This is a genomic window from Cupriavidus sp. F041 (genome assembly GCF_057814235.1).
The window spans coordinates 695,496-722,436 of the sequence record NZ_JBVASY010000002.1 but is presented as its reverse complement, the minus strand read 5'-3'; the positions used below and the strand labels follow the sequence as shown (position 1 = coordinate 722,436).

26 protein-coding genes are annotated in these 26,941 nt (G+C 64.3%); 4 read left to right on the top strand and 22 right to left on the bottom strand.

Going from position 1 to position 26,941, the window contains the following annotated elements:
* The first annotated feature begins 193 nt into the window (after positions 1-193).
* A complete protein-coding gene (locus ACZY0R_RS20395; protein WP_488860754.1) occupies positions 194-1,276 on the top strand; it encodes a PA0069 family radical SAM protein in 1,083 nt (360 codons plus the stop codon).
* A gap of 18 nt (positions 1,277-1,294) precedes the next feature.
* Here the strand turns inward: ACZY0R_RS20395 and ACZY0R_RS20390 are convergent, their stop codons facing one another.
* Positions 1,295-1,798 (bottom strand): Lrp/AsnC ligand binding domain-containing protein, encoded by a 504-nt coding sequence (locus tag ACZY0R_RS20390; RefSeq protein WP_488860752.1) that lies wholly within the window; start codon positions 1,796-1,798, stop codon positions 1,295-1,297.
* A gap of 109 nt (positions 1,799-1,907) precedes the next feature.
* On the opposite strand from ACZY0R_RS20390, the gene ACZY0R_RS20385 reads away from it, so the two are divergent.
* A complete protein-coding gene (locus tag ACZY0R_RS20385) occupies positions 1,908-3,212 on the top strand; it encodes a D-amino acid dehydrogenase (RefSeq protein ID WP_488860750.1) in 1,305 nt (434 codons plus the stop codon).
* Positions 3,213-3,276: 64 nt separating this feature from the next.
* Here the strand turns inward: ACZY0R_RS20385 and ACZY0R_RS20380 are convergent, their stop codons facing one another.
* From ACZY0R_RS20380 to ACZY0R_RS20345, 8 genes are all read right to left on the bottom strand, one after another.
* Positions 3,277-5,061: an acyl-CoA dehydrogenase gene (locus ACZY0R_RS20380; RefSeq protein WP_488860748.1), complete on the bottom strand. Its 1,785-nt coding sequence runs from the start codon at positions 5,059-5,061 to the stop codon at positions 3,277-3,279.
* Between the two features lie 106 nt (positions 5,062-5,167).
* Positions 5,168-6,103 carry an electron transfer flavoprotein subunit alpha/FixB family protein gene (locus ACZY0R_RS20375; protein WP_035858830.1) on the bottom strand — a complete coding sequence of 312 codons (936 nt, stop codon included), beginning with the start codon at positions 6,101-6,103 and terminating at the stop codon, positions 5,168-5,170.
* 19 nt (positions 6,104-6,122) lie between these two features.
* Positions 6,123-6,872, bottom strand: coding sequence for an electron transfer flavoprotein subunit beta/FixA family protein (locus tag ACZY0R_RS20370; RefSeq protein WP_045238007.1), 750 nt, complete (start codon positions 6,870-6,872; stop codon positions 6,123-6,125).
* Between the two features lie 203 nt (positions 6,873-7,075).
* Positions 7,076-7,873, bottom strand: a complete 798-nt coding sequence (locus tag ACZY0R_RS20365) for a MetQ/NlpA family ABC transporter substrate-binding protein (RefSeq protein ID WP_488860745.1) — start codon at positions 7,871-7,873, stop codon at positions 7,076-7,078.
* Positions 7,874-7,933: 60 nt separating this feature from the next.
* Complete coding sequence (locus ACZY0R_RS20360) at positions 7,934-8,587, bottom strand: methionine ABC transporter permease (protein WP_488860743.1); 654 nt, start codon at positions 8,585-8,587, stop codon at positions 7,934-7,936.
* On the bottom strand, positions 8,577-9,611 hold the full coding sequence (locus ACZY0R_RS20355) for a methionine ABC transporter ATP-binding protein (protein ID WP_488860742.1): 1,035 nt from the start codon (positions 9,609-9,611) through the stop codon (positions 8,577-8,579). Before ACZY0R_RS20355 ends, ACZY0R_RS20360 begins: the two co-directional genes overlap by 11 nt.
* Before the next feature lie 161 nt (positions 9,612-9,772).
* Positions 9,773-10,576 (bottom strand): enoyl-CoA hydratase, encoded by an 804-nt coding sequence (locus ACZY0R_RS20350; protein ID WP_488860740.1) that lies wholly within the window; start codon positions 10,574-10,576, stop codon positions 9,773-9,775.
* A gap of 11 nt (positions 10,577-10,587) precedes the next feature.
* Positions 10,588-11,511 carry a histone deacetylase family protein gene (locus ACZY0R_RS20345; protein ID WP_276287265.1) on the bottom strand — a complete coding sequence of 308 codons (924 nt, stop codon included), beginning with the start codon at positions 11,509-11,511 and terminating at the stop codon, positions 10,588-10,590.
* A gap of 118 nt (positions 11,512-11,629) precedes the next feature.
* On the opposite strand from ACZY0R_RS20345, the gene mltB reads away from it, so the two are divergent.
* Positions 11,630-12,736 carry a lytic murein transglycosylase B gene (gene mltB / locus ACZY0R_RS20340; protein WP_488860738.1) on the top strand — a complete coding sequence of 369 codons (1,107 nt, stop codon included), beginning with the start codon at positions 11,630-11,632 and terminating at the stop codon, positions 12,734-12,736.
* A 102-nt stretch (positions 12,737-12,838) separates the two neighbouring features.
* On the opposite strand, the gene cysM is transcribed toward mltB, so the two are convergent.
* From cysM to cmk, 11 genes are all read right to left on the bottom strand, one after another.
* A complete protein-coding gene (gene cysM, locus ACZY0R_RS20335) occupies positions 12,839-13,741 on the bottom strand; it encodes a cysteine synthase CysM (protein WP_035858835.1) in 903 nt (300 codons plus the stop codon).
* A 97-nt stretch (positions 13,742-13,838) separates the two neighbouring features.
* Positions 13,839-15,149: a solute carrier family 23 protein gene (locus ACZY0R_RS20330; RefSeq protein WP_488860736.1), complete on the bottom strand. Its 1,311-nt coding sequence runs from the start codon at positions 15,147-15,149 to the stop codon at positions 13,839-13,841.
* Between the two features lie 276 nt (positions 15,150-15,425).
* Positions 15,426-15,758: a ComEA family DNA-binding protein gene (locus ACZY0R_RS20325; protein ID WP_488860734.1), complete on the bottom strand. Its 333-nt coding sequence runs from the start codon at positions 15,756-15,758 to the stop codon at positions 15,426-15,428.
* Between the two features lie 194 nt (positions 15,759-15,952).
* Positions 15,953-16,948, bottom strand: a complete 996-nt coding sequence (gene rfaD / locus ACZY0R_RS20320) for an ADP-glyceromanno-heptose 6-epimerase (RefSeq protein ID WP_488860732.1) — start codon at positions 16,946-16,948, stop codon at positions 15,953-15,955.
* Between the two features lie 40 nt (positions 16,949-16,988).
* Positions 16,989-17,936, bottom strand: coding sequence for a D-glycero-beta-D-manno-heptose-7-phosphate kinase (gene rfaE1, locus ACZY0R_RS20315; RefSeq protein ID WP_052685961.1), 948 nt, complete (start codon positions 17,934-17,936; stop codon positions 16,989-16,991).
* A 70-nt stretch (positions 17,937-18,006) separates the two neighbouring features.
* On the bottom strand, positions 18,007-19,380 hold the full coding sequence (locus ACZY0R_RS20310; protein ID WP_045237997.1) for a UDP-glucose dehydrogenase family protein: 1,374 nt from the start codon (positions 19,378-19,380) through the stop codon (positions 18,007-18,009).
* Positions 19,381-19,422: 42 nt separating this feature from the next.
* The gene (gene lapB, locus ACZY0R_RS20305; RefSeq protein ID WP_488860729.1) at positions 19,423-20,667 is read right to left on the bottom strand and encodes a lipopolysaccharide assembly protein LapB; all 1,245 of its coding nucleotides are present in this window, start codon (positions 20,665-20,667) and stop codon (positions 19,423-19,425) included.
* 3 nt (positions 20,668-20,670) lie between these two features.
* On the bottom strand, positions 20,671-20,994 hold the full coding sequence (locus ACZY0R_RS20300) for a lipopolysaccharide assembly protein LapA domain-containing protein (protein ID WP_035858787.1): 324 nt from the start codon (positions 20,992-20,994) through the stop codon (positions 20,671-20,673).
* 214 nt (positions 20,995-21,208) lie between these two features.
* Positions 21,209-21,697 (bottom strand): integration host factor subunit beta, encoded by a 489-nt coding sequence (locus tag ACZY0R_RS20295; RefSeq protein ID WP_488860727.1) that lies wholly within the window; start codon positions 21,695-21,697, stop codon positions 21,209-21,211.
* A gap of 32 nt (positions 21,698-21,729) precedes the next feature.
* Positions 21,730-23,424 carry a 30S ribosomal protein S1 gene (rpsA, locus tag ACZY0R_RS20290; protein WP_035860300.1) on the bottom strand — a complete coding sequence of 565 codons (1,695 nt, stop codon included), beginning with the start codon at positions 23,422-23,424 and terminating at the stop codon, positions 21,730-21,732.
* A gap of 147 nt (positions 23,425-23,571) precedes the next feature.
* Positions 23,572-24,234, bottom strand: coding sequence for a (d)CMP kinase (cmk, locus tag ACZY0R_RS20285; protein WP_488860725.1), 663 nt, complete (start codon positions 24,232-24,234; stop codon positions 23,572-23,574).
* A gap of 132 nt (positions 24,235-24,366) precedes the next feature.
* On the opposite strand from cmk, the gene ACZY0R_RS20280 reads away from it, so the two are divergent.
* A complete protein-coding gene (locus ACZY0R_RS20280; protein WP_488860723.1) occupies positions 24,367-24,594 on the top strand; it encodes a DUF2061 domain-containing protein in 228 nt (75 codons plus the stop codon).
* Here ACZY0R_RS20280 and aroA read toward each other — a convergent pair whose 3' ends face one another.
* Positions 24,595-25,905 (bottom strand): 3-phosphoshikimate 1-carboxyvinyltransferase, encoded by a 1,311-nt coding sequence (aroA, locus tag ACZY0R_RS20275; RefSeq protein ID WP_488866065.1) that lies wholly within the window; start codon positions 25,903-25,905, stop codon positions 24,595-24,597.
* 83 nt (positions 25,906-25,988) lie between these two features.
* Positions 25,989-26,897, bottom strand: coding sequence for a prephenate dehydrogenase (locus ACZY0R_RS20270; RefSeq protein WP_488860721.1), 909 nt, complete (start codon positions 26,895-26,897; stop codon positions 25,989-25,991).
* Between the last annotated feature and the right edge of the window lie 44 nt (positions 26,898-26,941).

Genomic DNA, 26,941 nt, shown 5'->3' with positions numbered 1-26,941 from the left:
ACACACCTTGGCTGTTTTTGCGAAGTGCTGCAGCAGGAGTACCCATTGCCGAGCCGCCGTCCCGCACAGACCCCGTCGTGCGCGATTCGCCAAATCTTCTTCTCCCAGGGACTTCCACCCTTTACTCCTTGCCGGTCAGCCGTTGGGAACTGTATATTTATACAGTATCAACCGTAGCCGCAGGACTGCCAACGTGACGACCCGACCTCCCTCCTCCAGCCCGCTCAAAGGCCGGGCAGCGCGCTCGAACAACGTCAGCCGTTTCGATGCATGGACCCGCGAACGGGTCGACGATGAGTCACGAGCCCTCGATGAGCCAGAGATACCCCAGATCCAGACCATTGTTTTCACGGAGAAGGCGAAACGCATCGTCTCGCGCAACCAGTCGCCGGACCTGCCCTTTGATGCTTCCATCAATCCCTACCGAGGATGCGAGCACGGTTGCATCTACTGTTATGCCAGACCCAGCCATGCCTATCTGGGACTTTCGCCGGGCCTCGACTTCGAAACCCGCCTGTACGCGAAGGAGAACGCGGCCGAGCTGCTCCAGGCCGAACTAGGCAGCCGCAGTTACACGCCATCGGTCATCGCGCTGGGCGCCAATACCGACCCTTACCAGCCCATCGAGCGCAAACTCCGCATCACACGGGGCATACTGGAAGTGCTGGAACGGTTCAACCATCCGGTGGCCATCACGACCAAGTCGGGGGTTGTCACGCGCGACATCGACATCCTCCAGCGCATGGCGGCCAGGAACCTGGTCCGGGTCCATATGTCGGTCACATCGCTCAACAATGAGATAGCCCGCACGCTGGAACCGAGGGCGAGCGCGCCGGCGCGTCGCATCGCAGCCATCGCGTCGCTGAGTGAGGCCGGGATTCCCGTGGGAGTGATGGTGGCGCCCGTCATTCCAAGCCTGACCGACCCGGAAATGGAGTCCATCCTGGAAGCGGGCGCCAACGCTGGCGCGACGACAGCCGCCTATATCCTGCTGCGGCTGCCGCGCGAGGTAGCGGATCTGTTTTCCGAGTGGCTGGCCACCTACCATCCGCTGCGCGCCCGGCATGTCCAGAGCCTGATCGCGCAAATGCGGGGCGGCCAGGCCTACGACTCCAGCTTCGGCACGCGCATGACAGGTACCGGCATTTTTGCCGAACTGCTGCGCAAACGTTTCAAGCTGGCCTGCCAGCGCCATGGGCTAAACGCCGAACGCCACCCCCTGACCACCGAACATTTCTCAACGGCCGGCGCAACGCCACAGATGTCTTTGTTCTAGACAGATGCCGGCAGGGTCTCAGGCGTGCGACGCCTTATCGTCGACCGAGATCGCCAGCGTCTCCTTGATCTCCTCCATCACCACGTAGCTCTTGGACTGCGCGGCACCGGGCAACTGCAGCAGGATGTCGCCCAGTAGCCGGCGATACTCGCCGATCTCGCGGATGCGGGCCTTGATCAGATAGTCGAAATCGCCCGATACAAGGTGACACTCCAGCACCTCGGGAATACGCAACACCTCGCGGCGGAACTGCTCGAACATATTGCCCGACTTGTTGCCAAGTGAAATCTCCACGAACACCAGCAGGCCACTGCCAAGCAGCACGGGATTCAGGCGGGCGTAGTAGCCCATGATGACGCCGTCGCGCTCCATGCGCTTGACCCGCTCGATGCACGGCGTGATGGTCAGGCCAACCGCTTCCGCCAGCTCTTTCATCGACATGCGGCCGTCCGCCTGGAGCAAGGCCAGGATCTTGCGGTCCAGCCGGTCCAGGCTGCGCACGGGCTGGCGACTTGTTCTCATTAGTTCTTCCTGTTTCCTTGAAAATTACGACAACTATGACTGCACATATTTCAATAGTATAGAGATAAATACTCTATCCACATTATTTCTTGGTTGTGAGCCCCCAACTATGCGCGTTCTCGTTCTTGGCAGTGGCGTAATTGGCGTGACCAGCGCCTGGTACCTGGCCCGTGCCGGCCATGATGTCACCGTGATCGACCGCGAGGCGGCGCCTGCGCTTGGCACCAGTTTTGCCAACGCAGGCCAGATCTCGCCGGGTTACGCGTCGCCGTGGGCAGCGCCTGGCGTACCGCTCAAAGCCATCAAATGGATGTTCCAGGAGCACGCGCCGCTCACCATTCGCCCGGACGGCTCCCTGTTCCAGCTGCAGTGGATATGGCAGATGCTGATGAACTGTACCGCCGACCGCTATGCCGTCAACAAGGAACGCATGGTGCGGCTGGCCGAGTACAGCCGAGACTGCATCCGCACCCTGCGAGCCGATACCGGCATCGCCTACGAAGGCCGCCAGCAAGGCACCCTGCAGATCTTCCGCACCGACGAGCAGCTCGACGGCGCGGCCAAGGACATTGCGGTGCTGGAGCAAGCCGGCGTGCCCTACCAGTTGCTATCGCGCGAAGAACTCGCCGCCAGCGAGCCAGCCCTGGCCGCCGTCAGCCACAAGCTGAGCGGCGGCCTGCGGCTACCCAACGATGAAACCGGCGACTGCCAGCTGTTCACCCAGAAACTGGCGGCGATGGCCGAAGGCCTGGGCGTACAGTTCCAATACAACCGCTCCATCGACGGCCTGCTGACCCGGGGCGATGCCGTCACCGGCGCCATGATCGGCGGCGAGCCCGTCACGGCGGACCTGGTGGTGGTGGCCCTGGGCAGCTGGTCGACGCAGTTCGTGAAGAACTTCCTGCCGGGTCTGTCGAACCTGCCGGTCTATCCGCTCAAGGGCTTCTCCCTGACGGTGCCGATGACCGATGCGGACCGCAGCCCCGTCTCCACGGTACTCGACGAAACCTACAAGGTTGCGATCACGCGCTTCGACGATCGCATTCGCGTCGGCGGCATGGCCCAGATCGTCGGCTACGACCGCACGCTCGACCCGGCCAAGCGCCGCACCCTGGAACATGTGGTGACCGACCTGTTCCCCGGCGCCGGCGACGTCAGCCGCGCCAGCTTCTGGACCGGTTTGCGCCCGATGACGCCGGACGGCACGCCCATCGTCGGCCCCACGCCGCTCAAGGGTCTCTGGCTCAATACCGGCCATGGCACGCTGGGCTGGACCATGGCTTGCGGTTCTGGCCAGCTGTTGTCGGACCTGGTGTCCGGTACTTCGCCGGCGATCCGCGCCGACGACCTCTCTGTCGCGCGTTATCTCAAGCGCCCGGGTACTCGCGCCGCGCACCGTCCTGCGGTGGCCTGATCCGCCAGAACTGAAAAGGGCGGTCCCGCGGGGCCGCCCTTTTTTTGCCTGCCACCGTGCGATCTCAGAACTGCGCTTCGCTCAACGCATTGACCGGCACCGCGCCTGCCACGACGGCATCGCGCAAGGCCGACGCCTGCGACAGGATGTGCTCCGCGAAGAAATGCGCGGTCGCGATCTTGGCATCGTTGAAGGAAGGATCCTCGCCACGCTTCGCATCCGCGGCCAGCATCGCACGCCCTAGCTGCCAGCCCGAGAACACGATGCCGCAGAGCTTCAGGTAAGGCACGCTGCCGGCGAACACGGCATTCGGATCCGACTTGGCATTGGCCACCACGAACGCCACCACCGCCTCCAGCGCCTCGCGCCCCTTGGCCAGTTGCGCCTGCACCGCGGAGAAAGCCGCGCCGCCATGCTTGCCCAGCGCCGCCTCGGTTTCGGCGATCTGCGCGCAGATGCCGCGCGCCACGGCGCCGCCGTCGCGCACCGTCTTGCGGCCGACCAGGTCGTTGGCCTGGATCGCGGTCGTGCCTTCGTAGATCGGCAGGATGCGGGCATCGCGATAGTGCTGCGCCGCGCCGGTCTCCTCGATGAAGCCCATGCCGCCGTGCACCTGCACGCCAAGGCTGGTGACGTCGATCGACAGCTCGGTGCTCCAGCCCTTGACGATGGGCACCATGAACTCGTAGAAGGCCTGGTTCTGCTTGCGCACCGCTTCGTCCGGATGCTGGTGCGCCGTATCGCATGCCGCCGCGGCCACGTAGGCCACCGCGCGCGCGCCTTCGATCAGCGAGCGCATGGTCATCAGCATGCGCTTGACGTCGGGGTGATGGATGATGGCCACCGCCTCGCGGGCCGAGCCGTCGACCGGCCGGCTTTGCACGCGTTCGCGCGCAAAGGCTACCGCCTGCTGGTAGGCGCGTTCGGAGACAGCGATACCCTGCATGCCGACCGAGAAACGCGCCGAGTTCATCATGATGAACATGTATTCCAGGCCGCGATTCTCCTCGCCCACCAGCGTGCCGATGGCGCCGCCGTGGTCGCCGAACTGCAGCACGGCGGTGGGGCTGGCCTTGATGCCCAGCTTGTGTTCGATCGACACGCAGTGCGCATCGTTGCGCGCGCCCAGCGAGCCGTCTTCGTTCACCAGGAACTTGGGCACTATGAACAGCGAGATGCCCTTGACGCCCTCGGGTGCCGTCGGCGTGCGCGCCAGCACGAGATGGACGATGTTCTTCGCCATGTCGTGTTCGCCGTAGGTGATGAAGATCTTGGTGCCGAACACCTTGTAGGTACCGTCACCCTGCGGCTCGGCGCGCGTGCGCACGGCCGCCAGGTCCGAGCCGGCCTGCGGCTCGGTCAGGTTCATGGTGCCGGTCCATTCGCCGGAGATCAGCCTGGGCAGGAAGGTGGCCTTCTGCGCATCGCTGCCCGCGGTCAGCAGGGCTTCGATGGCGCCGTCAGTCAGCAGAGGGCACAGCGCGAACGACAGGTTCGCCGAGTTCAGCATCTCGTTGCAGGCGGTGGCGATCAGCTTGGGCAAGCCCTGGCCGCCGAATTCCTGCGGATGCAGCACGCCCTGCCAGCCGCCTTCGCCGAACTGGCGGAAGGCGTCCTTGAAACCGGGCGTAGTGGTGACCACGCCGTCCTTCCAGCTGCTGGGATCGGTGTCGCCGATGCGGTTGAGCGGCGCCAGCACCTGTTCGTTGAACTTGGCGGCCTCATCGAGCACCGCCTGCGCCGTCTCGGGCGTGGCGTCCTCGAAGCCGGGCAACTGGCTGACAGCGTCAAGGCCGGCCAGTTCGTTCATCACGAACAGCATGTCCTTGAGCGGGGCACGATAGGTCATCGATGTCTCCGGATATGTATAAAAAAGCCGTTCTCGGGCAGGCCCGGAACGGCTAGTACTTCCTGATCGAACCCGGCGTGTCGAACGCCGCGCCGGGCTGCGGGGATCAGCCCAGCGCTGCCACCAGTTCGGGCACCACGGTGTTCAGATCGCCCACCAGGCCGTAGTCGGCCACCGAGAAGATCGGTGCTTCGGCGTCCTTGTTGATCGCCACGATCACCTTGGAGTCCTTCATGCCGGCCAGATGCTGGATCGCGCCGGAGATACCGATGGCGATATACAGCTGCGGCGCGACGATCTTGCCGGTCTGGCCGACCTGATAATCGTTGGGCACGAAGCCGGCGTCCACAGCCGCGCGGGAAGCGCCCATCGCGGCGTTCAGCTTGTCGGCCAGCGGCGTCAGCACCTTGGTGTAGTTCTCGCCGGAACCCACGCCACGGCCACCGGACACGATGATCTTGGCGGCGGTCAGCTCGGGGCGGTCGCTCTTGGTGACTTCGCGCGATACGAATTGCGAGATGCCGACATCGGCCACGGCCGGCAGGTTCTCCACGGCGGCCGAACCACCTTCGGCGGCGGCGGCGTCAAAGCCGGTGCCGCGCACGGTGATGACCTTGACCTTGTCCGCCGATTGGACGGTCGAGATCGCGTTGCCGGCGTAGATCGGGCGCTCGAAGGTATCCGGGCTGTCGACCTTGGTGATGTCCGACAGCTGGGCCACGTCCAGCCTTGCGGCCACGCGCGGCAGGATGTTCTTGCCGTACGGGGTGGCGGGCGCCAGGATGTGGCTGTAGTCGTTGGCGATGGCCAGCGCTTGCTCGGCCACGTTCTCGGCCAGGCCGTCGCCGAAATACGGGGCGTCGGCCAGCAGTACCTTGGACACGCCGGCGATCTTCGCGGCGGCGGCCGCGGCAGCGGCGGCGTTGGCGCCAGCCACCAGCACGTGGACGTCGCCGCCGCACTGGGCGGCTGCGGTCACGGTGTTCAGCGTGGCGGCCTTGATGGATTGGTTGTCGTGTTCAGCAATGACGAGTGCAGTCATGTTTTATCTCCTGGCGCGCTCAGATGACCTTGGCTTCGTTCTTCAGCTTTTGCACCAGCGTCGCAACGTCCGGCACCATCACACCCGCGCTGCGCTTGGGCGGCTCGACGACCTTGAGGGTCTTCAGACGCGGCGCCACGTCCACGCCGAGATCTTCCGGCTTGACAATGTCGAGCTGTTTCTTCTTCGCCTTCATGATGTTGGGCAGCGTCACGTAGCGCGGCTCGTTCAGGCGCAGGTCGGTGGTCACCACCGCCGGCAGCTTGATCGACAGGGTCTCCAGACCGCCGTCCACTTCACGCGTCACCGACGCCTTGCCATCAGCCACCACCACCTTCGAGGCGAAGGTAGCTTGCGGCAGGCCTGCCAGCGCAGCCAGCATCTGGCCGGTCTGGTTGGAGTCGTCGTCGATGGCCTGCTTGCCCAGGATCACCAGTTGCGGCTGCTCCTTGTCCACCAGGGCCTTGAGCAGCTTGGCCACGGCCAGCGGCTGCAGGTCTTCGTTCGATTCGACCAGGATGCCGCGGTCGGCGCCGATGGCCATCGCGGTACGCAGGGTTTCCTGGCACTGGGCCACGCCGCAGGACACGGCGATCACCTCGGTGACCACCCCGGCTTCCCGCAGACGCACCGCTTCTTCCACGGCGATTTCGTCAAACGGGTTCATGCTCATCTTGACGTTGGCCAGATCCACACCCGTGCCGTCCGACTTCACCCGGACCTTGACGTTGTAATCCACCACGCGCTTGACTGCGACGAGTACTTTCATGCGCTCACTCCACTGATAGTCGATAGTCAGAAATTTGGTTCGCTCGCCATTATAACCACCGGCTGGGTGGCACTCTTGTTTTTCGAACGGTCGTACTATTTTATCGGTAAAGAATTGCCGGGCATAGCCCGGCAATGTGAAAACCTGCCCGCATTGTGCCGCAGGATGCCCTGCGTTACACGATTTTCGAGGCTTTTTTCAACTTACCACGCGGTAATCACCGAATCCTTGAAGGTGCTATGGACGTACTGCTTGATCTCCGGCGAGTGGTAGGCCTTGACCAGCTTGGCCACCCAGGGCTTGTTCCTGTCGGCTTCGCGGATGGCGATCAGGTTGGCATAGGGGCCCTTGGGGCCTTCCATGGCAATGGCATCCTTGGTGGGCGACAGGCCCGCCGACTCGGCGTAATTGCCGTTGATGGCGGCGGCGTCGAGGTCATCCAGCGAGCGCGGCAGCTGGGCGGCATCCAGCTCGACGATCTTGATCTTTTTCGGGTTGGCGACGATGTCCAGCGGCGTGGCCTTCAGGCCGGCATCGGCGCGCAGCTTGATCAGCCCCTTGCTTTGCAGCAGCAGCAGGCCGCGGCCGCCGTTGGTGGGATCGTTCGGTACACCCACGCGCGCGCCGTCCTTGATCTGGTCGAGCGACTTGATCTTCTTGGAGTACACGCCCATCGGGAAGGTCACCGTGAAGGCAATGTAGGTGAACTTGTAGCCACGGTCCTTGATCTGCGCTTCCAGGTAAGGCAGGTGCTGGTAGCTGTTGGCATCCAGGTCCCCCGAAGCCAGCGCCGCATTGGGCTGGATGTAGTCGCTGAATTCCACCACCTGGATATTCAGGCCGTCCTTGGCCGCGACCTTCTTCACCTGCTCCATGATCTGGGCGTGGGGGCCGCCGGTGACGCCGATCTTGATCGGCTTTTCCTGCGCCACGGCGCCAGTGGCCAGGCTGGCGCCCAGGGCGGCGCCGACAATCCATTGCAGCAAGTTACGACGTTGCATATTGACTTCCTTTTTCTCGATTTCTCTAAGTTTTGGTATGTAGCCGGGTGGAACGCCGGCTTACTTGTGGCTGATGCGACGCACCAGCCAGTCGCCGAAGCTTTGCACCGCTTGCACGAAGACGATCAGGATCACCACCACCGCCACCATCACCTCGGTGATGTAGCGCTGGTAGCCGTAGCGGATGCCGAGGTCGCCCAGGCCGCCGCCGCCGATGGCGCCGGCCATGGCCGAATAGCCCACCAGGCTGACGAAGGTGATCGTCAGGCCAGCCACAATGCCAGCCATGGCTTCCGGCAGCAGCACCTTCAGCACGATCTGACCGGTGGTCGCGCCCATCGACTGGGCGGCCTCGACCAGGCCCTTGTCCACCTCGCGCAGCGCGCTTTCCACCAGGCGCGCGATAAACGGAATCGCGGCGATCGTCAGCGGCACCACGGCCGCGGTGGTGCCGATCGATGAACCGACGATAAAGCGCGTGAACGGGATCACCACCACAAGCAGGATGATGAAAGGAATCGAACGCACGGCATTGACCACCACGCCGATGGTGCGGTTGAACAGCGGATGCGACAACACGCCGCCACGGTTGGTCAGGTGCAGCAGCACGCCCAGCGGCACCCCGAACAACGCGCCGACCACGCCCGAGATCGCCACCATCAGCAGCGTCTCGTTGAATGAGGTCAGAAACAGGTCAAACATTTCAGACCACATGCTCGAACTCCTCCACCACTACGCCTTCCTGTTGCAGGTATTCCATCGCCGCCTTCACGTCAGCCAGTTCGCCGGTGGCCATGATGGCCAGCGAACCGAAGGCTTGGCCCTGGATCTCGTCGATATGCCCGTGCAGGATATTGAAGTCCAGCCCGTAGCGGCGGATCGCCTGGGCCAGCACTGGCTGGTCCACGCCCTCGCCCGTGAACGCCAGGCGGTAGACGTGGTCGCGCCCGTTGCCGAGCCGGCTTTCCACGCGCTTGAGCACGCTGGGCGGCAATTCCTGAGCGATCACGTCGCCGATCATGGCGCGCGTGACCTCATGTTGCGGACGCAGGAACACATCGATCACCCGGCCGGTTTCCACCACCTCCCCGGCCTCGAGCACGGCCACGCGGTCGCAGACCTGTTTGATCACTTCCATCTGGTGCGTGATCATGACAATGGTCAGGCCGAGCTCGCGATTGATCTGCTTGAGCAGTTCCAGAATGGCGCGGGTGGTTTCCGGGTCGAGGGCGGAGGTAGCCTCGTCCGACAGCAGCACCTTGGGCTTGCTCGCCAGCGCGCGGGCAATCCCCACGCGCTGCTTCTGACCACCGCTGATCTGGGCGGGATAACGGTCCTTGAGCGCCGTCAGGCCAACCAGTTCCAGCAGCGGCAGCACCGTGTCGGAGATCTCGCTCCGCGACTTGCCTGCCAGCTCCAGCGGCAGCGCCACGTTGTCAAAGACGGTACGCGACGACAGCAGGTTGAAATGCTGGAAGATCATGCCGATGTCGCGGCGCGCCTTGCGCAGCGCGCCGCTGTCGAGCGCGGTCAGCTCCTGTCCGGCCACGATCACGCGGCCGCCGCTGGGGCGATTGAGCAGGTTGATGGCGCGCACCAGCGTGCTCTTGCCAGCGCCGCTACGACCGATGATGCCGAAGACCTCACCCGCCGCAATGGACAGGCTGACGTCCCGCAGCGCATGCACTTCCCCCGACCCTCCGGGAAAGCGTTGCGAAAGACCTTGCAGTTCGATCATGTGAAAAGAAAACGGCAACAGGCGAGAACGTCTCTCTAGCGCTGCTGCCGCATTTTATTTTTTGGGCGAAGCTCGCATTTTAGGCGATCCGCTTCATACCAGAAACGACTTTTTGCCGATGTCTTTATATGCTCACGGCATAAAGACCACAAAAAAGCCGTTTATGCGCCACGCCAGGACGGCGGACGCTTGTCGATAAAGGCCTGGACGCCCTCCAGCGCCGCCGGATCCATCATGTTGCACGCCATGGTCTGCCCCGCCAGCTGGTAGGCCGCCTCGATTCCCATCTCCAGTTGGCGGTAGAACAAGCCCTTGCCGGCGGCCACCGCGGCGGCCGGCTTGGCGCAGATGCTGGCGGCCAGGCGGGCAACCTCCGCATCGAGGGCGTCGGCGGGCACCACGCGGTTGACCAGCCCGCGGTCCCGGGCCTCCATGGCATCGATCATGTCTCCGGTCAGCAGCATCTCCATCGCATGCTTGCGCGACAGGTTGCGCGACAGGGCCACGCCCGGCGTCGCGCAGAACAAGCCGAGATTGACACCGGACACCGCGAAGCGCGCCACATCGGCCGCCACCGCCAGATCACACATCGCCACCAGCTGGCAGCCGGCAGCCGTGGCGATCCCCTGCACGCGCGCGATCACCGGCTGCGGCATCTGCTGCATCGCCATCATCATGCGGGTGCAGCGATCGAACAGGCGGCGATAGTAGTCGTGCGAAGGGGCAGCCCGCATCTCCCGCAGGTCGTGGCCGGCGCAAAATGCCCGGCCGGCGGCGGCCAGCACCACCACCCGGACCGAGGCGTCGGCGCCGGCGCGGGCAAATGCTTCAGACAGCGCATCCAGCAGGTCTTCGGACAAGGCGTTGAACGCCTCGGGGCGGTTCATCGTCAGGCGCAGCACGCCCGGTGCGTCCAGGCTTTCGCTCACCAGTGGCGTTGCAGTGCGGTTGTCGGTTTCAGCCATCCAAGGGCCTCCTATCGTTCGAGCAGCACCTTGAGGTGCGCACACACACTGCGGCTGAGCGCGCTCAGGTTATAGCCGCCCTCCAGGCAACTGACGATGCGGCCTTGCGCATGCGCGCGGGCGACATCCACCAGTTGGGTCGTGATCCAGGCGTAGTCCTGCTCGACCAGCCCCATCTGGCCCATGTCGTCCTCGCGATGGGCGTCGAAGCCCGCCGAGATAAAGAGCATCTGCGGCTTGAACTCGTTCAGGCGCGGCAGCCAGATCGTCTCCACCACCTCCCGCACTGCCATACCGCTGGTATAGGCCGGCAGCGGGATGTTGGACATATTGGTGGCAATGTGCTCGGTACCGCTGTAGGGATAGAACGGATGCTGGAAGAAACTGCACATCAGCACGCGCTCCTCGCCGCGGAAGGCGGCCTCGGTGCCGTTGCCGTGGTGCACGTCGAAATCGACGATCGCCACGCGTTCGAGGCCATGCGCGGCAAGCGCGTGGCGCGCCGCGATCGCCACGTTGTTGTAGAAGCAGAAACCCATGGCCCGGTCCGGCTCCGCATGGTGGCCAGGCGGGCGCACGCAGCAGAAAGCGCTCTCGAACTCGCCGGCCATCACCGCATCGGTGGCGGCCACCGCCGCGCCCGCCGCATGGGTGGCGGCAGCCATCGTATGCGAGTTCATCAGGGTATCGGGATCGATGGGGTGATAGCCACTGGCGGGACTCGCTGCGGCCAGCGAGGCCATGTACTCGGGGCGATGCACACGCCCGATCTGCTCGGCGCTCGCGGCGGGCGCCTCGCGCCGGTCGAGCAGGCCGTCCATGCCGTGCGAGATCAAATGGTCTTCGATGGCCTGCAGGCGTTCCGGGCATTCCGGATGGAACGGCCCCATCTCATGCAGCAGGAACTCGGGATGCGTGTAATAGCCTGTGGGCATGTCTTATTGCTTTATTCGTGGTCTCCATTCGTTACGTTAGCACATGCCGCGCCAGCCACCCAGCGGGGTGCCGCACAGGCACCATCCGCTATACTCGTGGCCACTTGCAAAGGACACCATGAACGACACCCAGCGCTCCCTGCGCCGCCCGCTTTTGGGCGCCGCACTTTCCGCTGCCGCATTGAGCTTGTGCGGCGTCTCCCCCGCCCTGCTAGCCGCCGGCAAGCGTCGCGTGAGCATGCGCGAAGAAGAGATCGAGCCGGGCCGCTATCGTGACAACCCCAAGAGCCGCGCCTTTATCGACGAGATGGTGGCGCGCCACGGCTTTGCTCGCCCGACCCTGGAAACCTGGTTCGGCCAGGCCGTGTATTCGTCCACGGTAGTGCGCCTGATCATGCCGCCCGCCACGCCGGGGCGCAAAAGCTGGAGCGCCTACCGCTCCCGTTTCATCGAGCCGATCCGCATCAACGCGGGGGTGCGCTTCTGGCAGCAGAACCGCGACACGCTGCGCCGCGCCGAGGCCGAGTTCGGCGTGCCGGCTTCGGTGATCGTCGGCATCATCGGCGTCGAGACCATCTATGGCCGCGACATGGGCACCTTCCGCGTGATCGATTCGCTCTCCACGCTGGCGTTCGACTATCCCGACGTGCCTAACCGCGAAGCGCGCACGACGCTGTTCCGCAACCAGCTGGCCGATTACCTGCTGTGGTGCCGGGACACCAATACCGATGTGTTCTCGGTGCTGGGCTCTTTCGCCGGTGCCGTCGGCATTCCGCAGTTCATGCCGACCAGCCTGCGCGAGTACGCCATCGACTACGACGGCAACGGCCAGATCGACCTGCGCAACAGCGCCACCGACGCGATCGGCAGCGTTGCGCGCTTCCTGCAATTGCATGGCTGGGAACCGGGCCGCCCGGTGGTCTGGCGCATTGCCGCCGACGAGGGCAGCCGCGGCATCGCTGCCGCCGCCGCCGACGGCGAGCCGTGGCCCACCCGCACGCTCGATCAGTTGCTCAAGGCCGGCCTGCGCGTGGACGAGCCGATCAACCTGGCGCGCGAAGGCGAAACCGGCGTGCTGGTGGTTGACCTGCCCACACCGGGCGAAACCACTGACTATATGCTCGGCCTGCGCAATTTCTATGTGCTGACGCGCTATAACCGCAGCTTCTTCTACGCGCTGGCGGTCTACCAGTTGGGCGAGGCCGTGAAAGCAGCGATGGGCTGACCTCGCCGCCCCGCCCGCCAGACGCAAACGCAAACGCAAAAAAAGCAAAAAGCCCCGCAACGATGTGCGGGGCCTTTTTGTTGGTGCGCGAAACAACGTGCCTCAGGCCGGGAACACCCCGGTAGAAAGATAGCGGTCGCCGCGATCGCACACCACGAACACGATGGTCGCGTTTTCCACTTCCTCGGCGATGCGCACTGCCACGCACAACGCACCTGCAGCGGAAATCCCGCAAAAGATGCCTTCCTCGCGGGCCATGCGGCGGGCCATGTGTTCGGCATCGCCCTGACTCACCGCCTCAGTGCGGTCGATATACTTCGAGTCGTAGATCTTCGGCATGTATGCCTCGGGCCACTTGCGAATGCCCGGGATGCGTGAGCCTTCGGCCGGCTGCGCGCCAACGATCTGCACCGCCGCGCTTTGCTCTTTCAGGTAGCGCGACACGCCGGTGATGGTGCCGGTGGTCCCCATGGCGGAAACGAAGTGAGTGATGCGCCCTTCGGTATCGCGCCAGATCTCCGGACCGGTGGTCTCGTAGTGGGCCAGCGGATTGTCGGGGTTGGCGAACTGGTCGAGAATCACGCCGCGGCCATCACGCTCCATGGAATCGGCGAGGTCCCGCGCGTATTCCATGCCGCCCTTGACCGGGGTCAGGATAATCTCCGCGCCATAGGCTGCCATGCTCTGGCGCCGCTCCATGCTCAGGTCTTCCGGCATGATCAGCACCATCTTGTAGCCGCGAATGGCGGCCGCCATGGCCAGCGCAATGCCGGTATTGCCCGAGGTAGCTTCGATCAGCGTATCGCCCGGCTTGATGCGCCCGCGCGATTCGGCGCGGGCAATCATCGACACCGCAGGCCGGTCCTTGACCGAGCCCGCCGGGTTGTTGCCCTCGAGCTTGCCGAGGATCACGTTGCCGCGCGGAGCGCCGGCGGCACCGGGGATGCGCTGCAGTTGGACCAGCGGCGTATTGCCGATGGTGTCTTCAATCGTCTTGTAGGCCATGGTGAGCGGGATTCCAATGTCGGCGGCTATTGTAATCCAGTCCTAAAGCCCGCGTTGCCGGCGTGGCGGACATCGCAGCCCGCCACGCCGCGGCCACTCAGGCCTTCGCCTCGGCTTCGTTCCTGCTGTTGCCCAGCAGGTGGTAGAGCAGAATGGCGCCGAAAGTGGCGGTACCGATGCCGCCCAGCGTCATGCCACCCAGCTTCAGGGTCAGGTCGCCAGCCGCCACGGTCAGCGTGGCGCCGACCGTGATCAGGTTGCGCGAATTGGAGAAATCGACCCTGTTCTCAACCCAGATGCGCCCCGCGGTGGCGGCGATCAGGCCAAACACGACAATGGTCAGGCCGCCGATCACCGGACCCGGAATGGTCAGGATCAGCGCACCGAACTTGGGCGAAAAGCCAAGCACCAAGGCCACCACAGCCGCCACCACGAAGATCAGCGTCGAGTAGATCTTGGTCACGGCCATCACGCCCATGTTCTCGGCATAGGTGGTCACGCCCGTGCCGCCGCCGCCCGCGGAAATGATGGTGGCGATGCCATCGCCGATAAAGGCGCGGCCGATGTACGGGTCGAGATTGCGGCCGGTCATCACGCTGATCGCCTTGATGTGCCCGAGGTTTTCCGCCACCAGCACGATGGCCACCGGTGCGATCAGCAGCATGGCGCTGGCCTGGAACACCGGCGACGTGAAGACCGGCAGGCCGAACCAGCTGGCCGCGGCCACGCCGGAGAAGTCGATGGCCTTGCCCATGCCCAGCCCGTTGGTGCAGATGTAGTAAAGCACGTAGCCGAACAAGCCGCCCACCAGCACCGGCAGCCGGCGCAACATGCCTGGCGCATGCACCGCCACCGTGCCCACGGCCAGCACCGTGGCCAGCCCCACCCAGGTGTCAAGCGCGGCGCCGCTGACGGCCTTGACTGCCACCGGCGCAAGATTCAGGCCGATCGCCGCCACAATGGCACCCGTCACCACAGGCGGCATCAGCCGCTCGACCCAGCGATATCCCACCGCCTGCACCACCAGCCCGATCAGCAGGTAGAGCACGCCGGCGGCGATGATGCCGCCCAGCGCCACCGGGATATTGGGATTGGGTCCGCTGCCGGCATAGCCGGTCGCGGCGATCACCACGGCGATAAAGGCAAAGCTGGAGCCCAGGTAGCTGGGCACCCTGCCGCGCACACACAGGAAGAAGATCAGCGTACCGATGCCCGAAAACAGGATCGCGATATTGGGATTGAAACCCATCAGGATCGGCGCGATCGCCGTCGAGCCGAACATCGCCACCACATGCTGGATCCCCGCCAGGAGCGTCTGGCCGGCAGGCAGACGCTCATCAGGCGCAATCACGCCGTGGGTCTTTAGCCGCCACTTGGGCAGGAATCCCGCATCCTCGTTACTTCCCATTGTCCTGCTCCCGTTTTTTTGGCCTGGCCCCCGCATGCGTGAGCAGGTCCGGCTCGATTTGGATTATGTTGGCCGCGCAGCCGGCTCAGGCTGCCGCGGCGTCCGCATGATACCGCGCGACCGCAATCGTGCGAAGCCACGCGGAACTAGCACGAGCCATACCAGTGTCTGGCGTCCGTACCGGTGCACGGGCGGCAAAAAGCCCCGGACCAGGCCGGGGCTTCGATGCGCAAATACGGACGATGCGGGCGTCGCGGCCGCGAGCCCGCCGGCGTCTTAGCGGGCGGCCTTGACCGGCGGCTTCTCCGCCTTGCCATCCTTCTGGGCCGCGGCCACCGCGGCCTTTGGCGCGGCGGTGCTGCCGGCGCCAATGGTCATGCCGGCCTCCTGCAAACGCACGACCGATTTCTGCCCGAGGCCCTTGACGCGATCCGCGAGATCCGCAGCATCCTTGAAGGGCCCGCCCCTGGTGCGCTCGGTGATGATGGTGCTGGCCGTGGCCGGCCCAATGCCCTTGAGCGAAACCAGTGCGGCTTCATCGGCGGTGTTCACATCGACCGCCGCAAGCGCCGCGCCCGACAGCGAAAACCATACGGCAGCCGCCAGCAATACCTGCTTCGAAGCCGTCAGAGTTTGCTTGAACTCCTATCCGTTTATGAAGGTCGCCTCGCCCGGTCCGGACGAGGCAACACGGAGGATAGGAGCGGCCGGCCACCTTGGCGCGCCCTGCAACAAAAGTTCACCTCAACGCTACCGAGGTGTTTCCGTCAAGGGCGGCAAAGCGGACAGCGCACTTTGCGACCTCAGGCCTTGTTCTGAAGCAGCCAGCGGCAATAGCGCGACACGCCTTCTTCCACTGTGTAGAACGGCTCCTTGTACCCGGCGCCGCGCAGGCGCGAGACATCGGATTGCGTGTAGCACTGATACTTGCCGCGCAACGCATCGGGGAACTTGATGTACTCCACCAGGCCCTCCTGCACCATCTCGTCGAGCGTCAGGTGGGGACGGCCATCGGCTTCGCGCAGCGTGTTGACCACGGTCGCGGCGATATCGTTGAAGGGTTGCGCACGGCCGGTGCCAAGATTGAAGATGCCCGACTTGTCCGGGTGATCCAGGAAGAACAGGTTGACCTTGACCACGTCCTCCACCGAGATGAAATCGCGGGTGTGGCCACCCGGTGCGTAGCCGCCGTACTCGCCGAACAGCTTCACGGTGCCGTCGGCACGGAACTGGTTGAAATTGTGGAACGCCACCGACGCCATGCGCCCCTTGTGCGCTTCGCGCGGACCATAGACGTTGAAGTAGCGAAAACCCACGATCTGCGACAGCGCGGTCGGCAGCGTGCGGCGCACCACCTGGTCGAACAGGAACTTGGAGTAGCCGTAGACGTTCAGCGGCTTCTCGTATTCGCGTTCTTCCTTGAACACCTGCGATGCACCGTAGGTCGCGGCCGACGAGGCGTAGAGGAATTGCGTGCCCTGTTCCAGGCAGGCATCCATCAGCGCCTTGGTGTAGCGGAAGTTGTTCTCCATCATGTAGCGGCCATCCGTCTCCATGGTGTCCGAGCAGGCACCTTCATGGAAGACCGCGCGTACCTTGCCGAACTCGCCGCGCGTGAAGCGTTCGAGAAACTCGCCTTTGTCCAGGTAGTCACGGATCTCGCAGTCGACGAGATTGTGGAACTTGTCGGCACGCGTCAGGTTGTCGACGGCGACGACGTTGTCTTCGCCGCGCTCGTTCAGGCCTTTGACGAGGTTGCTGCCGATAAAGCCGGCAGCGCCGGTAACGATGATGGTCATGGTCGTGTGGGCTCAAACGAGCCAGAAGACGGCGCGGACATTACGCCGGCGTGCCGAACAATTCAGGATAGGTGACAACCGCGGTGCCCAGCTTGCCCACCACGATGCTGCCGGCGCGATTGGCGTGCTGCACGGCTTCCTTGAGTGGCACGCCCGCCCCCAGCATGGTCGCCAGCGTGGCGATCACGGTATCGCCGGCACCGGACACGTCATAGACTTCGCGCGCCTGCGCCGAAACGTGCAATACCTCCGCTTCGGTATAGAGCGTCATGCCCTCCTCCGAACGGGTCAGCAGCAACGCCTCGAGATGCAACTCCCGCCGCAGGTTCTGGGCCCGGATGGTGAGATCGGACTCGGTTTTCCAGGCACCCACCACATGACGCATTTCGGCGCGGTTGGGGGTGATCAGCGTGGCGCCGCGATAGCGCGAATAGTCGTCGCCCTTGGGATCGACGAGCACCATGCAACCCGCTGCGCGGCCCGTCTCGACCATGCGGCCCACGTGGGCCAGTCCGCCCTTGCCGTAGTCGGAGAGCACCAGCACCTTGTACTCCTTGACCAACGCCTGGAAACTATCCAGTACGGAGGCCAGCACTTCGTGCGCCGGGGCATTCTCGAAATCGACCCGCAGCAACTGCTGCTGGTGCGCCATCACGCGCAGCTTGATGGTGGTGTTGACGCTGGCGTCGCGCAGCAGGTAGGGCTGCACGTGGCTGGCGTTCAGGAGCGCCTCCAGGGTACGGCCGGGTTCGTCGTCGCCGACCACACCCAGCATGCCGACCTGAGCGCCCAGCGCGGCAGCATTGCGCGCCACGTTGGCGGCGCCGCCAAGGCGCTCGTCGCTACGCTTTACCTGCACGACCGGCACCGGTGCCTCCGGGGAGATGCGCTCGACATCGCCGAACCAATAGCGGTCGAGCATCATGTCGCCCGCCACCAGGATGCGCGATTGATTGATCTGTTGCTGCGGAATATGGTTCTTGCTCATGGACATCCTTGGCAACACTGCCCGGTCCGTCACCCGGGGCGTTGGCTTGTCGTTCCCGTTGGGTTGCGTTTCAGCGCGTCGTGGTCGGCCGCCCGATCGCATGATATTCGATGCCCGATTCCTGCATGGCCTCGGGCTCGTACAGATTGCGTCCGTCGAAGATGACGGGTGCCTTCAGGCGGCGCTTGATCTGGTTGAAATCCGGGCTGCGGAACACCTTCCACTCGGTGACGATCACCAGCGCATCGGCGCCATCGAGCGTATCCATTTGCGCATCGCTGAAATGCACGCGCGCAAAGCCGCCTTCGATATCGGCGAGATCGATTTCCAGCGCGCGCCGGGCCTCGGCCATCGAAATGGGATCGTGCACGCGCAACGCGGCACCGCGCGAAATCAGCGCACGCGCCAGCACCCGCGACGGCGCTTCGCGCATATCGTCGGTATTGGGCTTGAAAGCCAGCCCCCAGATCGCAAAGGTACGGCCCGCGAGATCCTCGCCGAAGCGCCGCACGACCTTGTCGGCCAGCACCTGCTTTTGCGCATCGTTGACCGCTTCCACCGCTTCGAGCACACGCATGGGCTTGCCATGCGCGCTGGCGGTGCGCATCAGTGCCTGCACATCCTTGGGAAAACACGAACCGCCGTAACCGGCGCCGGCGTACAGGAAACTATAGCCGATACGCGGATCGGAACCGATGCCCATGCGAACCAGTTCGATGTCCGCACCGACCTCGTCCGCCAGGTTCGCCAGCTCGTTCATGAACGAAATCCGGGTGGCCAGCATCGAGTTGGCCGCGTACTTGGTGAACTCGGCCGAGCGCACATCCATATAGAAGGTGCGCTCGTGGTTGCGGTTAAAGGGTGCGTACAACTGGCGCATGATCGCCTTGGCATGGCGGCCCGCCACGTCGGCATTGCAGCCCAGCACGATGCGGTCGGGACGCATGAAGTCCTCCACCGCGGCGCCTTCCTTCAGGAACTCGGGATTCGACACCACCGAGAACTGCAGGTCCTCCAGGCCGCGCGCGCCCAGTTCGGCACGAATGGCTTCGGTGACACGGTCGCCGGTGCCGACCGGCACCGTCGATTTATCCACCACCACCTTGAAGCCCGTCATATGCCGGCCGATATTGCGGGCAGCCGCCAGCACATATTGCAGATCGGCGGAGCCGTCCTCGTCGGGCGGCGTGCCGACCGCGATGAACTGCACATCGGCATGCTCAACGCTGGCCGCCACATCGGTGGAGAACGTCAGCCGCCCGGCCTCGCGATTGCGCTGGATCAGTTCCTTGAGGCCCGGCTCGTAGATCGGTACGCCACCCGCATTGAGCAGCGCGATCTTGCGTTCATCGACGTCCAGGCAAAACACATCGTTGCCCAGTTCGGCCAGGCAGGCCCCGGTCACTAGACCGACGTAGCCGCTGCCGATAATGGTGACTTTCATAGCTTGTACTCCAGATAGGGATTGGCGTGCGGCGCAACAGCGTCAGCCGAGTGCCTCGCTACGGCGCGGCGCGTAAGTTTCCCAGCGGTTGCAGCCGGGGCACTGCCAATAGAACAATCTCGCGCGGAAGCCGCATTCGCGGCAGGTATAGCGCGCCAGGTTACGCGTGCGATTCTGCAGCAGGTCGCGAATCGCCGACACCTCCTGCTCCTGTTCGATATCGTGGGCGGTCGCCTGAGGCGCCTGCGCCACGGCGGTGCCCGCTTCTGCCACGCCGTTGGCCTCGCCCACGGCTGCGGCGACCTCGGCGGCCTGCGCCTCGAAATACTTGGTCAACGCTTGCAGCGACGGCTGCCGGCGCAGTTGCTCGCGCATCAAGACGGCCGCGGCATGCGCGCCATGCAGTTCGAGTTCAGCGCGATACGCAATATCCAGCAACTCGGCCGCCAGATTGGTCTTGAGCAGGCCGCGCAGCCATTCCACCGCCTGCCCGTCGTCGCCGAGCTGGCGATAAGCCTTGACGACGCGATCCGCCACCAGCGGCAGGTAGGCGGCATCCTGCCGCTCGATACCGAGCCAGTGGCCAAGCGCGCCCTGCGCGTCGCCTGCCGCCATGGCCACGTCGCCCAGCAGCATCGGCGCGCGCACATTGGCGGGGTTTTCCTTGACTGCCTGCTCCAACCAGCCGATCGCGTCCGCAGGCTGCTTGCGCTGCAGCGCATCCTGCGCCAGTTCGCAGCAGAATTGCGCGATCTGCAAACTGTAGTCCTTTTGCTCCAGCGGCTGAAGTTCGCGTGCCGCCTCGATGGCCTTCTTCCACTCCTTCTCGACTTCGTAGAGTTCAAGCAGCACATGCTTGGCCGGCGCCGCATAGGGGCCCGACATCAGCCGCCGCAGCGATTCCTCGGCACGGTCAAGCAGGCCGGCGCGCAGGAAGTCCTGGCCCAGTTCATAGAGCGCGTGCTCGCGCTCGGCATCGGGGAGATCCTCGCGGCTGGCCAGGTTCTGGTGCACGCGAATTGCGCGTTCGGTTTCGCCGCGCCGGCGGAACAGGGCGCCGAGCGCGAAGTGCAGCTCGGTGGTCTCGGGGTCCAGCCGCGCCACCTCGATAAACGCATCGATGGCTTGGTCGGGCTGCTCATTGAGCAGGAAGTTCAGTCCCTTGAAATAGGAGCGCGGCAGCGCGCCCTGTTCGCTCATGAGCTGTCGCGCATCAAAGCGCGCAGCCATCCAGCCGAGGCCGAAAATGAGCGGCAGCGCGAGCAGCCACCAGGTTTCAAAAATCATTGGTCAAACTTTCGGGCCAACTACGTTGTAAGGGATGCCGGAGCCCGCCTGTGGTTCGCGGGCACCTTCCGCAGCCTGGCTGCGCGCCTCGCCGAGCGCGCGCCGCAGCCGGTTCGCTTCCATGCGCTGGCGCATCAGCGCGGGCGCTACCGCCGCCAGCGCAGCGACGATGCCCAGCCCGAAAGCGGCCAGCAGGATCAGGATCAGCGGCGCTCGCCAGACGGCATCGAAGAAGAGTTGCAGGGAAGCATCGGCGGTATTACGCAGCGCCAGCACGAACAGCAGCGCGAACAGGACGATACGGATGATCCAGGCGACAAGTTTCATGCGGGCTTCATGCGGAAGATGGGATGGTTCGGACTCCGGTGATGCGAACGCCGGCGGGCGACGCCCCTCGGTGGATTCCCGGCATTGTAGCGGAATCGTCTCGTACTAACGGTAACGGCTTGTATGCCGCAAGCATGCTGCAATAATGAAAAAGCGCCCCGATCAGGGGCGCTTTTTCGACTATCCAGTCACATCACGAGTCAAACACAGCGATTCAGGAACGGGCCAGTTTCAGCCCGCCATCGTCATGCAAGGCGCTGCCGGCAACAACGGCCGGCTTCGCCTGGGCAGGCGCGCTCGGATGAGACGCGCCTGCCGCGGCGCCATGGCTATTGCCGTTGGCACCGCCATTGCCATTGCCACCGTGACTGCCGATGGCGCTGGCCCCCGCACCGCCGCCGCCAACGGCCTGCGGCAGCGCCGGGCTGCGATCAACTCGTTCACGCAACTCCTTGCCCGCCTTGAAGTGCGGCACCCGTTTCTCGGGCACCAGCACTCTTTCGCCGGACTTGGGATTGCGTCCTACGCGCGGCGGACGTCGGTTCAGGCCAAAACTGCCGAATCCACGAATCTCGATGCGGTGGCCATCGGCCAGCGCTTCGGACATCGCATCGAGGATCGTCTTCACCGAGATGTCCGCATCCCGCAGCAGCAACTGCGGGAACCGGGCAGCCAGTTTTTCGACAAGCTCGGACTTGGTCATGGGCATCCGCTAGCAGGCGTAAGAACCAATGCTTACTGGTTGTCCTGGCCGAGCTTGGCCTTCAGCAGCGCGCCCAGGTTGGTCGTGCCAGCCGTGCCGGTGTCAGCGGCGAACTTTTGCATCGCTTCTTGCTGCTCGACGTTGTCCTTGGCCTTGATCGACAGGTTGATGTTGCGCGACTTGCGGTCCACATTCACCACCAGGGCGGTGATCTGCTCGCCTTCCTTCAGCACGTTGCGGGCATCTTCCACGCGGTCAGCCGAGATTTCGGATGCACGCAAGTAGCCTTCGACGTCGTCAGCCAGTTGCACAACAGCGCCCTTGGCATCAACCGACTTGATCGTGCCATTGACCAGGGAACCCTTGTCGTTGGCCGAGATGAAGTTGTTGAACGGATCGCCCGACAGCTGCTTGATACCCAGCGAGATGCGTTCCTTGTCGACGTCGATGCCCAGAACCACGGCTTCCACTTCGTCGCCCTTCTTGTACTTGCGCACGGCTTCTTCGCCAGTTTCTTGCCAGGACAGGTCGGACAGGTGCACCAGGCCGTCGATGCCACCGGGCAGGCCGATGAACACGCCGAAGTCGGTGATCGACTTGATCTGGCCGCCCAGCTTGTCGCCCTTCTTGTGGTTACGGCTGAAATCGTCCCACGGATTGGCCTTGCACTGCTTCATGCCCAGGCTGATACGACGCTTGTCTTCGTCGATATCCAGAACCATGACTTCGACTTCGTCGCCCAGCTGGACAACCTTCGACGGGGCCACGTTCTTGTTGGTCCAATCCATTTCGGAAACGTGGACCAGGCCTTCGATACCGGCTTCGATTTCAACGAACGCGCCGTAGTCGGTCAGGTTGGTCACCTTGCCGAACAGGCGGGTGCTTTGCGGGTAGCGACGCGAGATGCCGACCCACGGATCTTCGCCCAGTTGCTTCACGCCCAGCGAGACGCGGTTCTTCTCTTGGTCGAACTTGAGGATCTTGGCGGTGATTTCCTGGCCAACCGACAGCACTTCGCTCGGGTGACGCACACGACGCCATGCCAGGTCGGTGATGTGCAGCAGGCCGTCGATGCCACCCAGGTCCACGAATGCGCCGTAGTCCGTGATGTTCTTGACGATACCGTTGACGATGGCGCCTTCCTTCAGGGTTTCCATCAGCTTCTGGCGCTCTTCGCCCAGGGTCGCTTCCACAACGGCGCGGCGCGACAGCACCACGTTGTTGCGCTTGCGGTCCAGCTTGATGACCTTGAATTCCAGGGTCTTGCCTTCGTACGGCGTGGTGTCCTTGATCGGCCGCACGTCGACCAGCGAGCCCGGCAGGAACGCGCGGATGCCGTTGACCATGACGGTCAGGCCGCCCTTGACCTTGCCCGTGACCGTGCCCGAGATGATTTCGCCGTCTTCCAGCGCCTTCTCGAGGTTCAGCCACGATGCCAGGCGCTTGGCCTTGTCGCGGGACAGGATGGTGTCGCCATAGCCGTTCTCGAGCGCGTCGATGGCCACGGAGACGTAGTCGCCGGCCTGCACTTCGAGTTCGCCCTGGTCGTTCAGGAACTCCTCCACCGGCACAAAGGCTTCCGATTTGAGGCCGGCGTTGACGACCACGAAATTGTGGTCGATGCGCACGACTTCAGCGGAAATCACTTCGCCAGCCTTCATATTGGAGCGGGCGACGGATTCCTCGAACAGTGCGGCAAAGGATTCGTTAGTTTGCAGGTCGGACATAAACTTGAGTATCAATCCGCAGTACTCGGGCCGGCGCGAGGATCGCGCTCAGTCTGCACCGGGCAGCGGGGTCAGGTTGAACAACACCGGCAGGTCTGCGCATGCAGGCACTACCGGCACTTCGGTGCGGCGGGCACGATGCGCGGGTCAGGAACCCGGCGCAGCGTACCACTGCAGCACCTGCGCCACCGCCTGATCCACCGTCATGTCGGAGGTATCGAGCAAGTGCGCATCCTGTGCGGGACGCAGCGGCGCGGCCGTGCGGGTACGATCCCGCTGGTCGCGCGACTCAAGGTCCCGCAAAAGGTCTTCAATATTAGCAGAAATTCCCTTATCAATCAATTGTTTATAGCGCCTACGAGCGCGCGCTTCGACACTTGCGGTCAGGAATACCTTCAGGCGGGCATCGGGAAAAATCACCGTGCCCATGTCGCGGCCGTCGGCAACCAAGCCCGGCAGCTTGCGAAAACCACGCTGCAGCGCCGTCAGGGCGTCGCGAACCGACTGGTGGACGGCAATGGCCGACGCGCGGTTGCCGGTGGCTTCCGCGCGGATGGCCAAGCTGACCTCTTCGCCGCTCAGCCAGACCCGATCGGGGCCGAACTTGACATCGAGGCGGCCTGCCAGCTTTGCAAGCCCGTCCACATCTTGTGCGTCAATGCCCACACGCTCGCTGGCAAGCGCGACCAGGCGGTACAGCGCACCGCTATCCAGCAGATGGAAGCTGAGTGCGTCCGCCACCTTGTGCGCTACGGTGCCCTTACCGGAGGCAGTGGGCCCGTCGATTGTGATGACGTCGACGATAGTCATTGTTTATTGAAACAGAAAAGAATATTGATTTCTTAAATCAATTGAGAATCATTACCATGCAATCCATGGCGGGCGGCCCTGCAAATGGCAGGCGCCCCGGGCAGTCAAGACAACTCCGCGAGGCAATCTACCATGGCTAAGACCCTGTCGTTCGGCATCATGCACGTCGGCATTGCCTTTGGCGTCACTTACGCGCTGACCGGCAACCTGGCCGTCAGCGGCGCCGTGACCTTCATCGAACCGGCAGTCAATACTGTGGCGCATTACTTCTTCGACCGCTACTGGGACAGGCGCGAACGCCGGGACGAAGGCGCGCCCGCCATTCCCGGCGAGGAGTCCCGCCCGATGCTGGCAGTGTGATCAGCGCACCACCGCTGCAAACGCGTCGAAGTAATCCGGGAACGTCTTGGCCACGCAGCCGGGATCGTTGATGCGCACCGGCAACGGGCCGAAGGCGGCCAGCGAAAAGCACATGGCCATGCGGTGATCGTCATAGGTGTCGATGCCAGCGGCCGGCGTCTTCCACGCGGTTTGGGCCGGCGGCGTCACCTTCAGGTAATCCGCCCCCTCCTCCACCTCGACACCTAGCTTGCGCAACTCCGTGGCCATGGCGCTGATGCGGTCGGTTTCCTTGACCCGCCAGCTCGCGATATTGGTAAGCGTGGTCGTGCCCTCGGCAAACAACGCCGCTACCGCCAGCGTCATGGCAGCGTCCGGGATATGGTTGCAATCCAGTTCGATGCCGTGCAGGCGGCCATCGTCGCGCTCGGTACCGCGCACCTCGATCCAGTTGGCGCCCGCCATCACGTTGGCGCCCATGCGGTTGAGCGCCTCGGCAAACTTGACGTCGCCCTGGATGCTCGACATGCCCACGCCCTCCACCCGCAACGGACCGCCGCCAATAGCGCCGGCTGCCAGGAAGTAGGATGCCGAGGAGGCGTCGCCTTCAACGAAGATCTCACCGGGCGAACGGTAGGCCGAACGCGCCGGCAGGATGAAACGCGACCAGCCTTCGCGCCTGACTTCGATGCCGAAGCGCCCCAGCAGGTTCAGCGTGATCTCGACGTAGGGCTTGGAGATCAACTCCCCGACGACCTCGATCTCGATGGTGTCGCCCGGCGCATCGGCCAGCGGCAGGGTCATCAGCAGCGCCGTCAGGAACTGGCTGGAAACGTCGCCGCGCACGCGGATCGGTGCGTCGATGCGGATCTGCGCGGGCGATATCTGCAGGGGCGGATAGCCCTCGGTACCAAGGTAGTCGACGTGGGCGCCAATCTGCCGCAGGCCATCGACAAGATCGCCGATCGGGCGCTCGTGCATACGGGGCACGCCCGACAGCTTGTAACTTCCGCCCTGCAGCGCCAGTGCCGCGGTCAGCGGGCGAATGGCGGTGCCCGCATTGCCCATGAACAGTTCGGCCGCCTTGTTCGGGAAGTTGCCGCCCACGCCGCGCACCACGCAAGCGCCATCCTCCTGGCGCCACTCCACGCCCAGCGTACGCAGCGCCCGCAACATCACACGCGTATCGTCGGAGTCGAGCAGGTCGCAGACGCGGGTCTCGCCGTCCGCGAGCGCCGCCAGCAGCAGCACACGGTTGGAGATGCTCTTGGAGCCCGGCAGGCGAATGGTGCCCGAGGCGCGAGTGAAAGGACCGAGCGTGAGATGTTCCATGGTTTGCATGCTAGTTGGCCGGCCGCTCTTTATGAAGGGCGGGCCGCTCCGTTGGTGACTTGTTGACTTCGCGACGCGAGCGTTCAGGGCTCGACGTTGACAGCGGGTGCACGCTGCGCGCCCCATTGCTGGCGCGCCTGGCTGGCGCGCTGGAAGATGCGCTCCAGCCCCTCGCCGTTGCTGTTTTCTATCAGCGTCTTCAAATGCGCCAGCATCGCCTGGTAAGTGGTCAACTCGCTCAGCATCGCCTCCCGGTTGCCAACGCAGATATCACGCCACATCTCCGGCGAGGACGCCGCGATACGGGTGAAATCGCGAAAGCCGCCGCCGGCGAAGTCGAGCTTCAGCGCCGCGTCCTCGGCATTGGCCACCTGGGCCACCAGCGCGTAGGACAGCAGGTGTGGCAGATGGCTGACCGCGGCAAACACGGCATCGTGCTGCACGGCGGACATCACAAAGCAATCGGCACCGGCGGTCTCCCACATGGCGCGCACGGCAGCCACGTCGATGCGGACGTTTTCCTGCAGCGGGCACAGTACGACCTTCTTGCCGCCATAGAGATCGGCCAGCGCGGCTTCCACGCCGTTCAACTCGCGGCCCGCGATGGGATGGGCGGGCACGAACTGCGCCGCCTTGTCGCCCAGCGCGGTCTTGGCAGCCATGATGACGTCGGACTTGGTGCTGCCGGCGTCGGTGACAATGGTGGCCGGCTCGAGATGCGGCTCAAGTGCATGGAGCAGCGCAAAGGTCTGTGCCACCGGAGCGCAAAGCACGATAACGTTGGCGCCCTTGGCAGCCTCCTCCAGCGTCGCGGCTTCGTCGATCACGCCGAGCTTGAGGGCACGCTCCAGCGAGGCCTGCGAGCGGCCTACGCCGACCACCGTGCCGACCGCCCCCGCGCGCTTGAGCGCGAGCGCCAGCGAGCCGCCGATCAGGCCGACCCCGACAATAACGACACGGGAAAAATAAGGAGCGGACGCAGGAACGGTCACGGGGATACGCTGCCAGGCAAGGAAGTTCGGGAATCCGGCATTGT

What these genes read in the sequence shown, in the direction of transcription:
- ACZY0R_RS20390 (WP_488860752.1), bottom strand. Translation starts at nt 1,798, where the DNA reads ATGAGAACAAGTCGCCAGCCCGTGCGCAGCCTGGACCGGCTGGACCGC.
- ACZY0R_RS20385 (WP_488860750.1), top strand. Translation starts at nt 1,908, where the DNA reads ATGCGCGTTCTCGTTCTTGGCAGTGGCGTAATTGGCGTGACCAGCGCC.
- ACZY0R_RS20380 (WP_488860748.1), bottom strand. Translation starts at nt 5,061, where the DNA reads ATGACCTATCGTGCCCCGCTCAAGGACATGCTGTTCGTGATGAACGAA.
- ACZY0R_RS20375 (WP_035858830.1), bottom strand. Translation starts at nt 6,103, where the DNA reads ATGACTGCACTCGTCATTGCTGAACACGACAACCAATCCATCAAGGCC.
- ACZY0R_RS20370 (WP_045238007.1), bottom strand. Translation starts at nt 6,872, where the DNA reads ATGAAAGTACTCGTCGCAGTCAAGCGCGTGGTGGATTACAACGTCAAG.
- ACZY0R_RS20365 (WP_488860745.1), bottom strand. Translation starts at nt 7,873, where the DNA reads ATGCAACGTCGTAACTTGCTGCAATGGATTGTCGGCGCCGCCCTGGGC.
- ACZY0R_RS20360 (WP_488860743.1), bottom strand. Translation starts at nt 8,587, where the DNA reads ATGTGGTCTGAAATGTTTGACCTGTTTCTGACCTCATTCAACGAGACG.
- ACZY0R_RS20355 (WP_488860742.1), bottom strand. Translation starts at nt 9,611, where the DNA reads ATGATCGAACTGCAAGGTCTTTCGCAACGCTTTCCCGGAGGGTCGGGG.
- ACZY0R_RS20350 (WP_488860740.1), bottom strand. Translation starts at nt 10,576, where the DNA reads ATGGCTGAAACCGACAACCGCACTGCAACGCCACTGGTGAGCGAAAGC.
- ACZY0R_RS20345 (WP_276287265.1), bottom strand. Translation starts at nt 11,511, where the DNA reads ATGCCCACAGGCTATTACACGCATCCCGAGTTCCTGCTGCATGAGATG.
- mltB (WP_488860738.1), top strand. Translation starts at nt 11,630, where the DNA reads ATGAACGACACCCAGCGCTCCCTGCGCCGCCCGCTTTTGGGCGCCGCA.
- cysM (WP_035858835.1), bottom strand. Translation starts at nt 13,741, where the DNA reads ATGGCCTACAAGACGATTGAAGACACCATCGGCAATACGCCGCTGGTC.
- ACZY0R_RS20330 (WP_488860736.1), bottom strand. Translation starts at nt 15,149, where the DNA reads ATGGGAAGTAACGAGGATGCGGGATTCCTGCCCAAGTGGCGGCTAAAG.
- rfaD (WP_488860732.1), bottom strand. Translation starts at nt 16,948, where the DNA reads ATGACCATCATCGTTACCGGCGCTGCCGGCTTTATCGGCAGCAACCTC.
- rfaE1 (WP_052685961.1), bottom strand. Translation starts at nt 17,936, where the DNA reads ATGAGCAAGAACCATATTCCGCAGCAACAGATCAATCAATCGCGCATC.
- ACZY0R_RS20310 (WP_045237997.1), bottom strand. Translation starts at nt 19,380, where the DNA reads ATGAAAGTCACCATTATCGGCAGCGGCTACGTCGGTCTAGTGACCGGG.
- lapB (WP_488860729.1), bottom strand. Translation starts at nt 20,667, where the DNA reads ATGATTTTTGAAACCTGGTGGCTGCTCGCGCTGCCGCTCATTTTCGGC.
- ACZY0R_RS20300 (WP_035858787.1), bottom strand. Translation starts at nt 20,994, where the DNA reads ATGAAACTTGTCGCCTGGATCATCCGTATCGTCCTGTTCGCGCTGCTG.
- ACZY0R_RS20295 (WP_488860727.1), bottom strand. Translation starts at nt 21,697, where the DNA reads ATGACCAAGTCCGAGCTTGTCGAAAAACTGGCTGCCCGGTTCCCGCAG.
- rpsA (WP_035860300.1), bottom strand. Translation starts at nt 23,424, where the DNA reads ATGTCCGACCTGCAAACTAACGAATCCTTTGCCGCACTGTTCGAGGAA.
- cmk (WP_488860725.1), bottom strand. Translation starts at nt 24,234, where the DNA reads ATGACTATCGTCGACGTCATCACAATCGACGGGCCCACTGCCTCCGGT.
- ACZY0R_RS20280 (WP_488860723.1), top strand. Translation starts at nt 24,367, where the DNA reads ATGGCTAAGACCCTGTCGTTCGGCATCATGCACGTCGGCATTGCCTTT.
- aroA (WP_488866065.1), bottom strand. Translation starts at nt 25,905, where the DNA reads ATGGAACATCTCACGCTCGGTCCTTTCACTCGCGCCTCGGGCACCATT.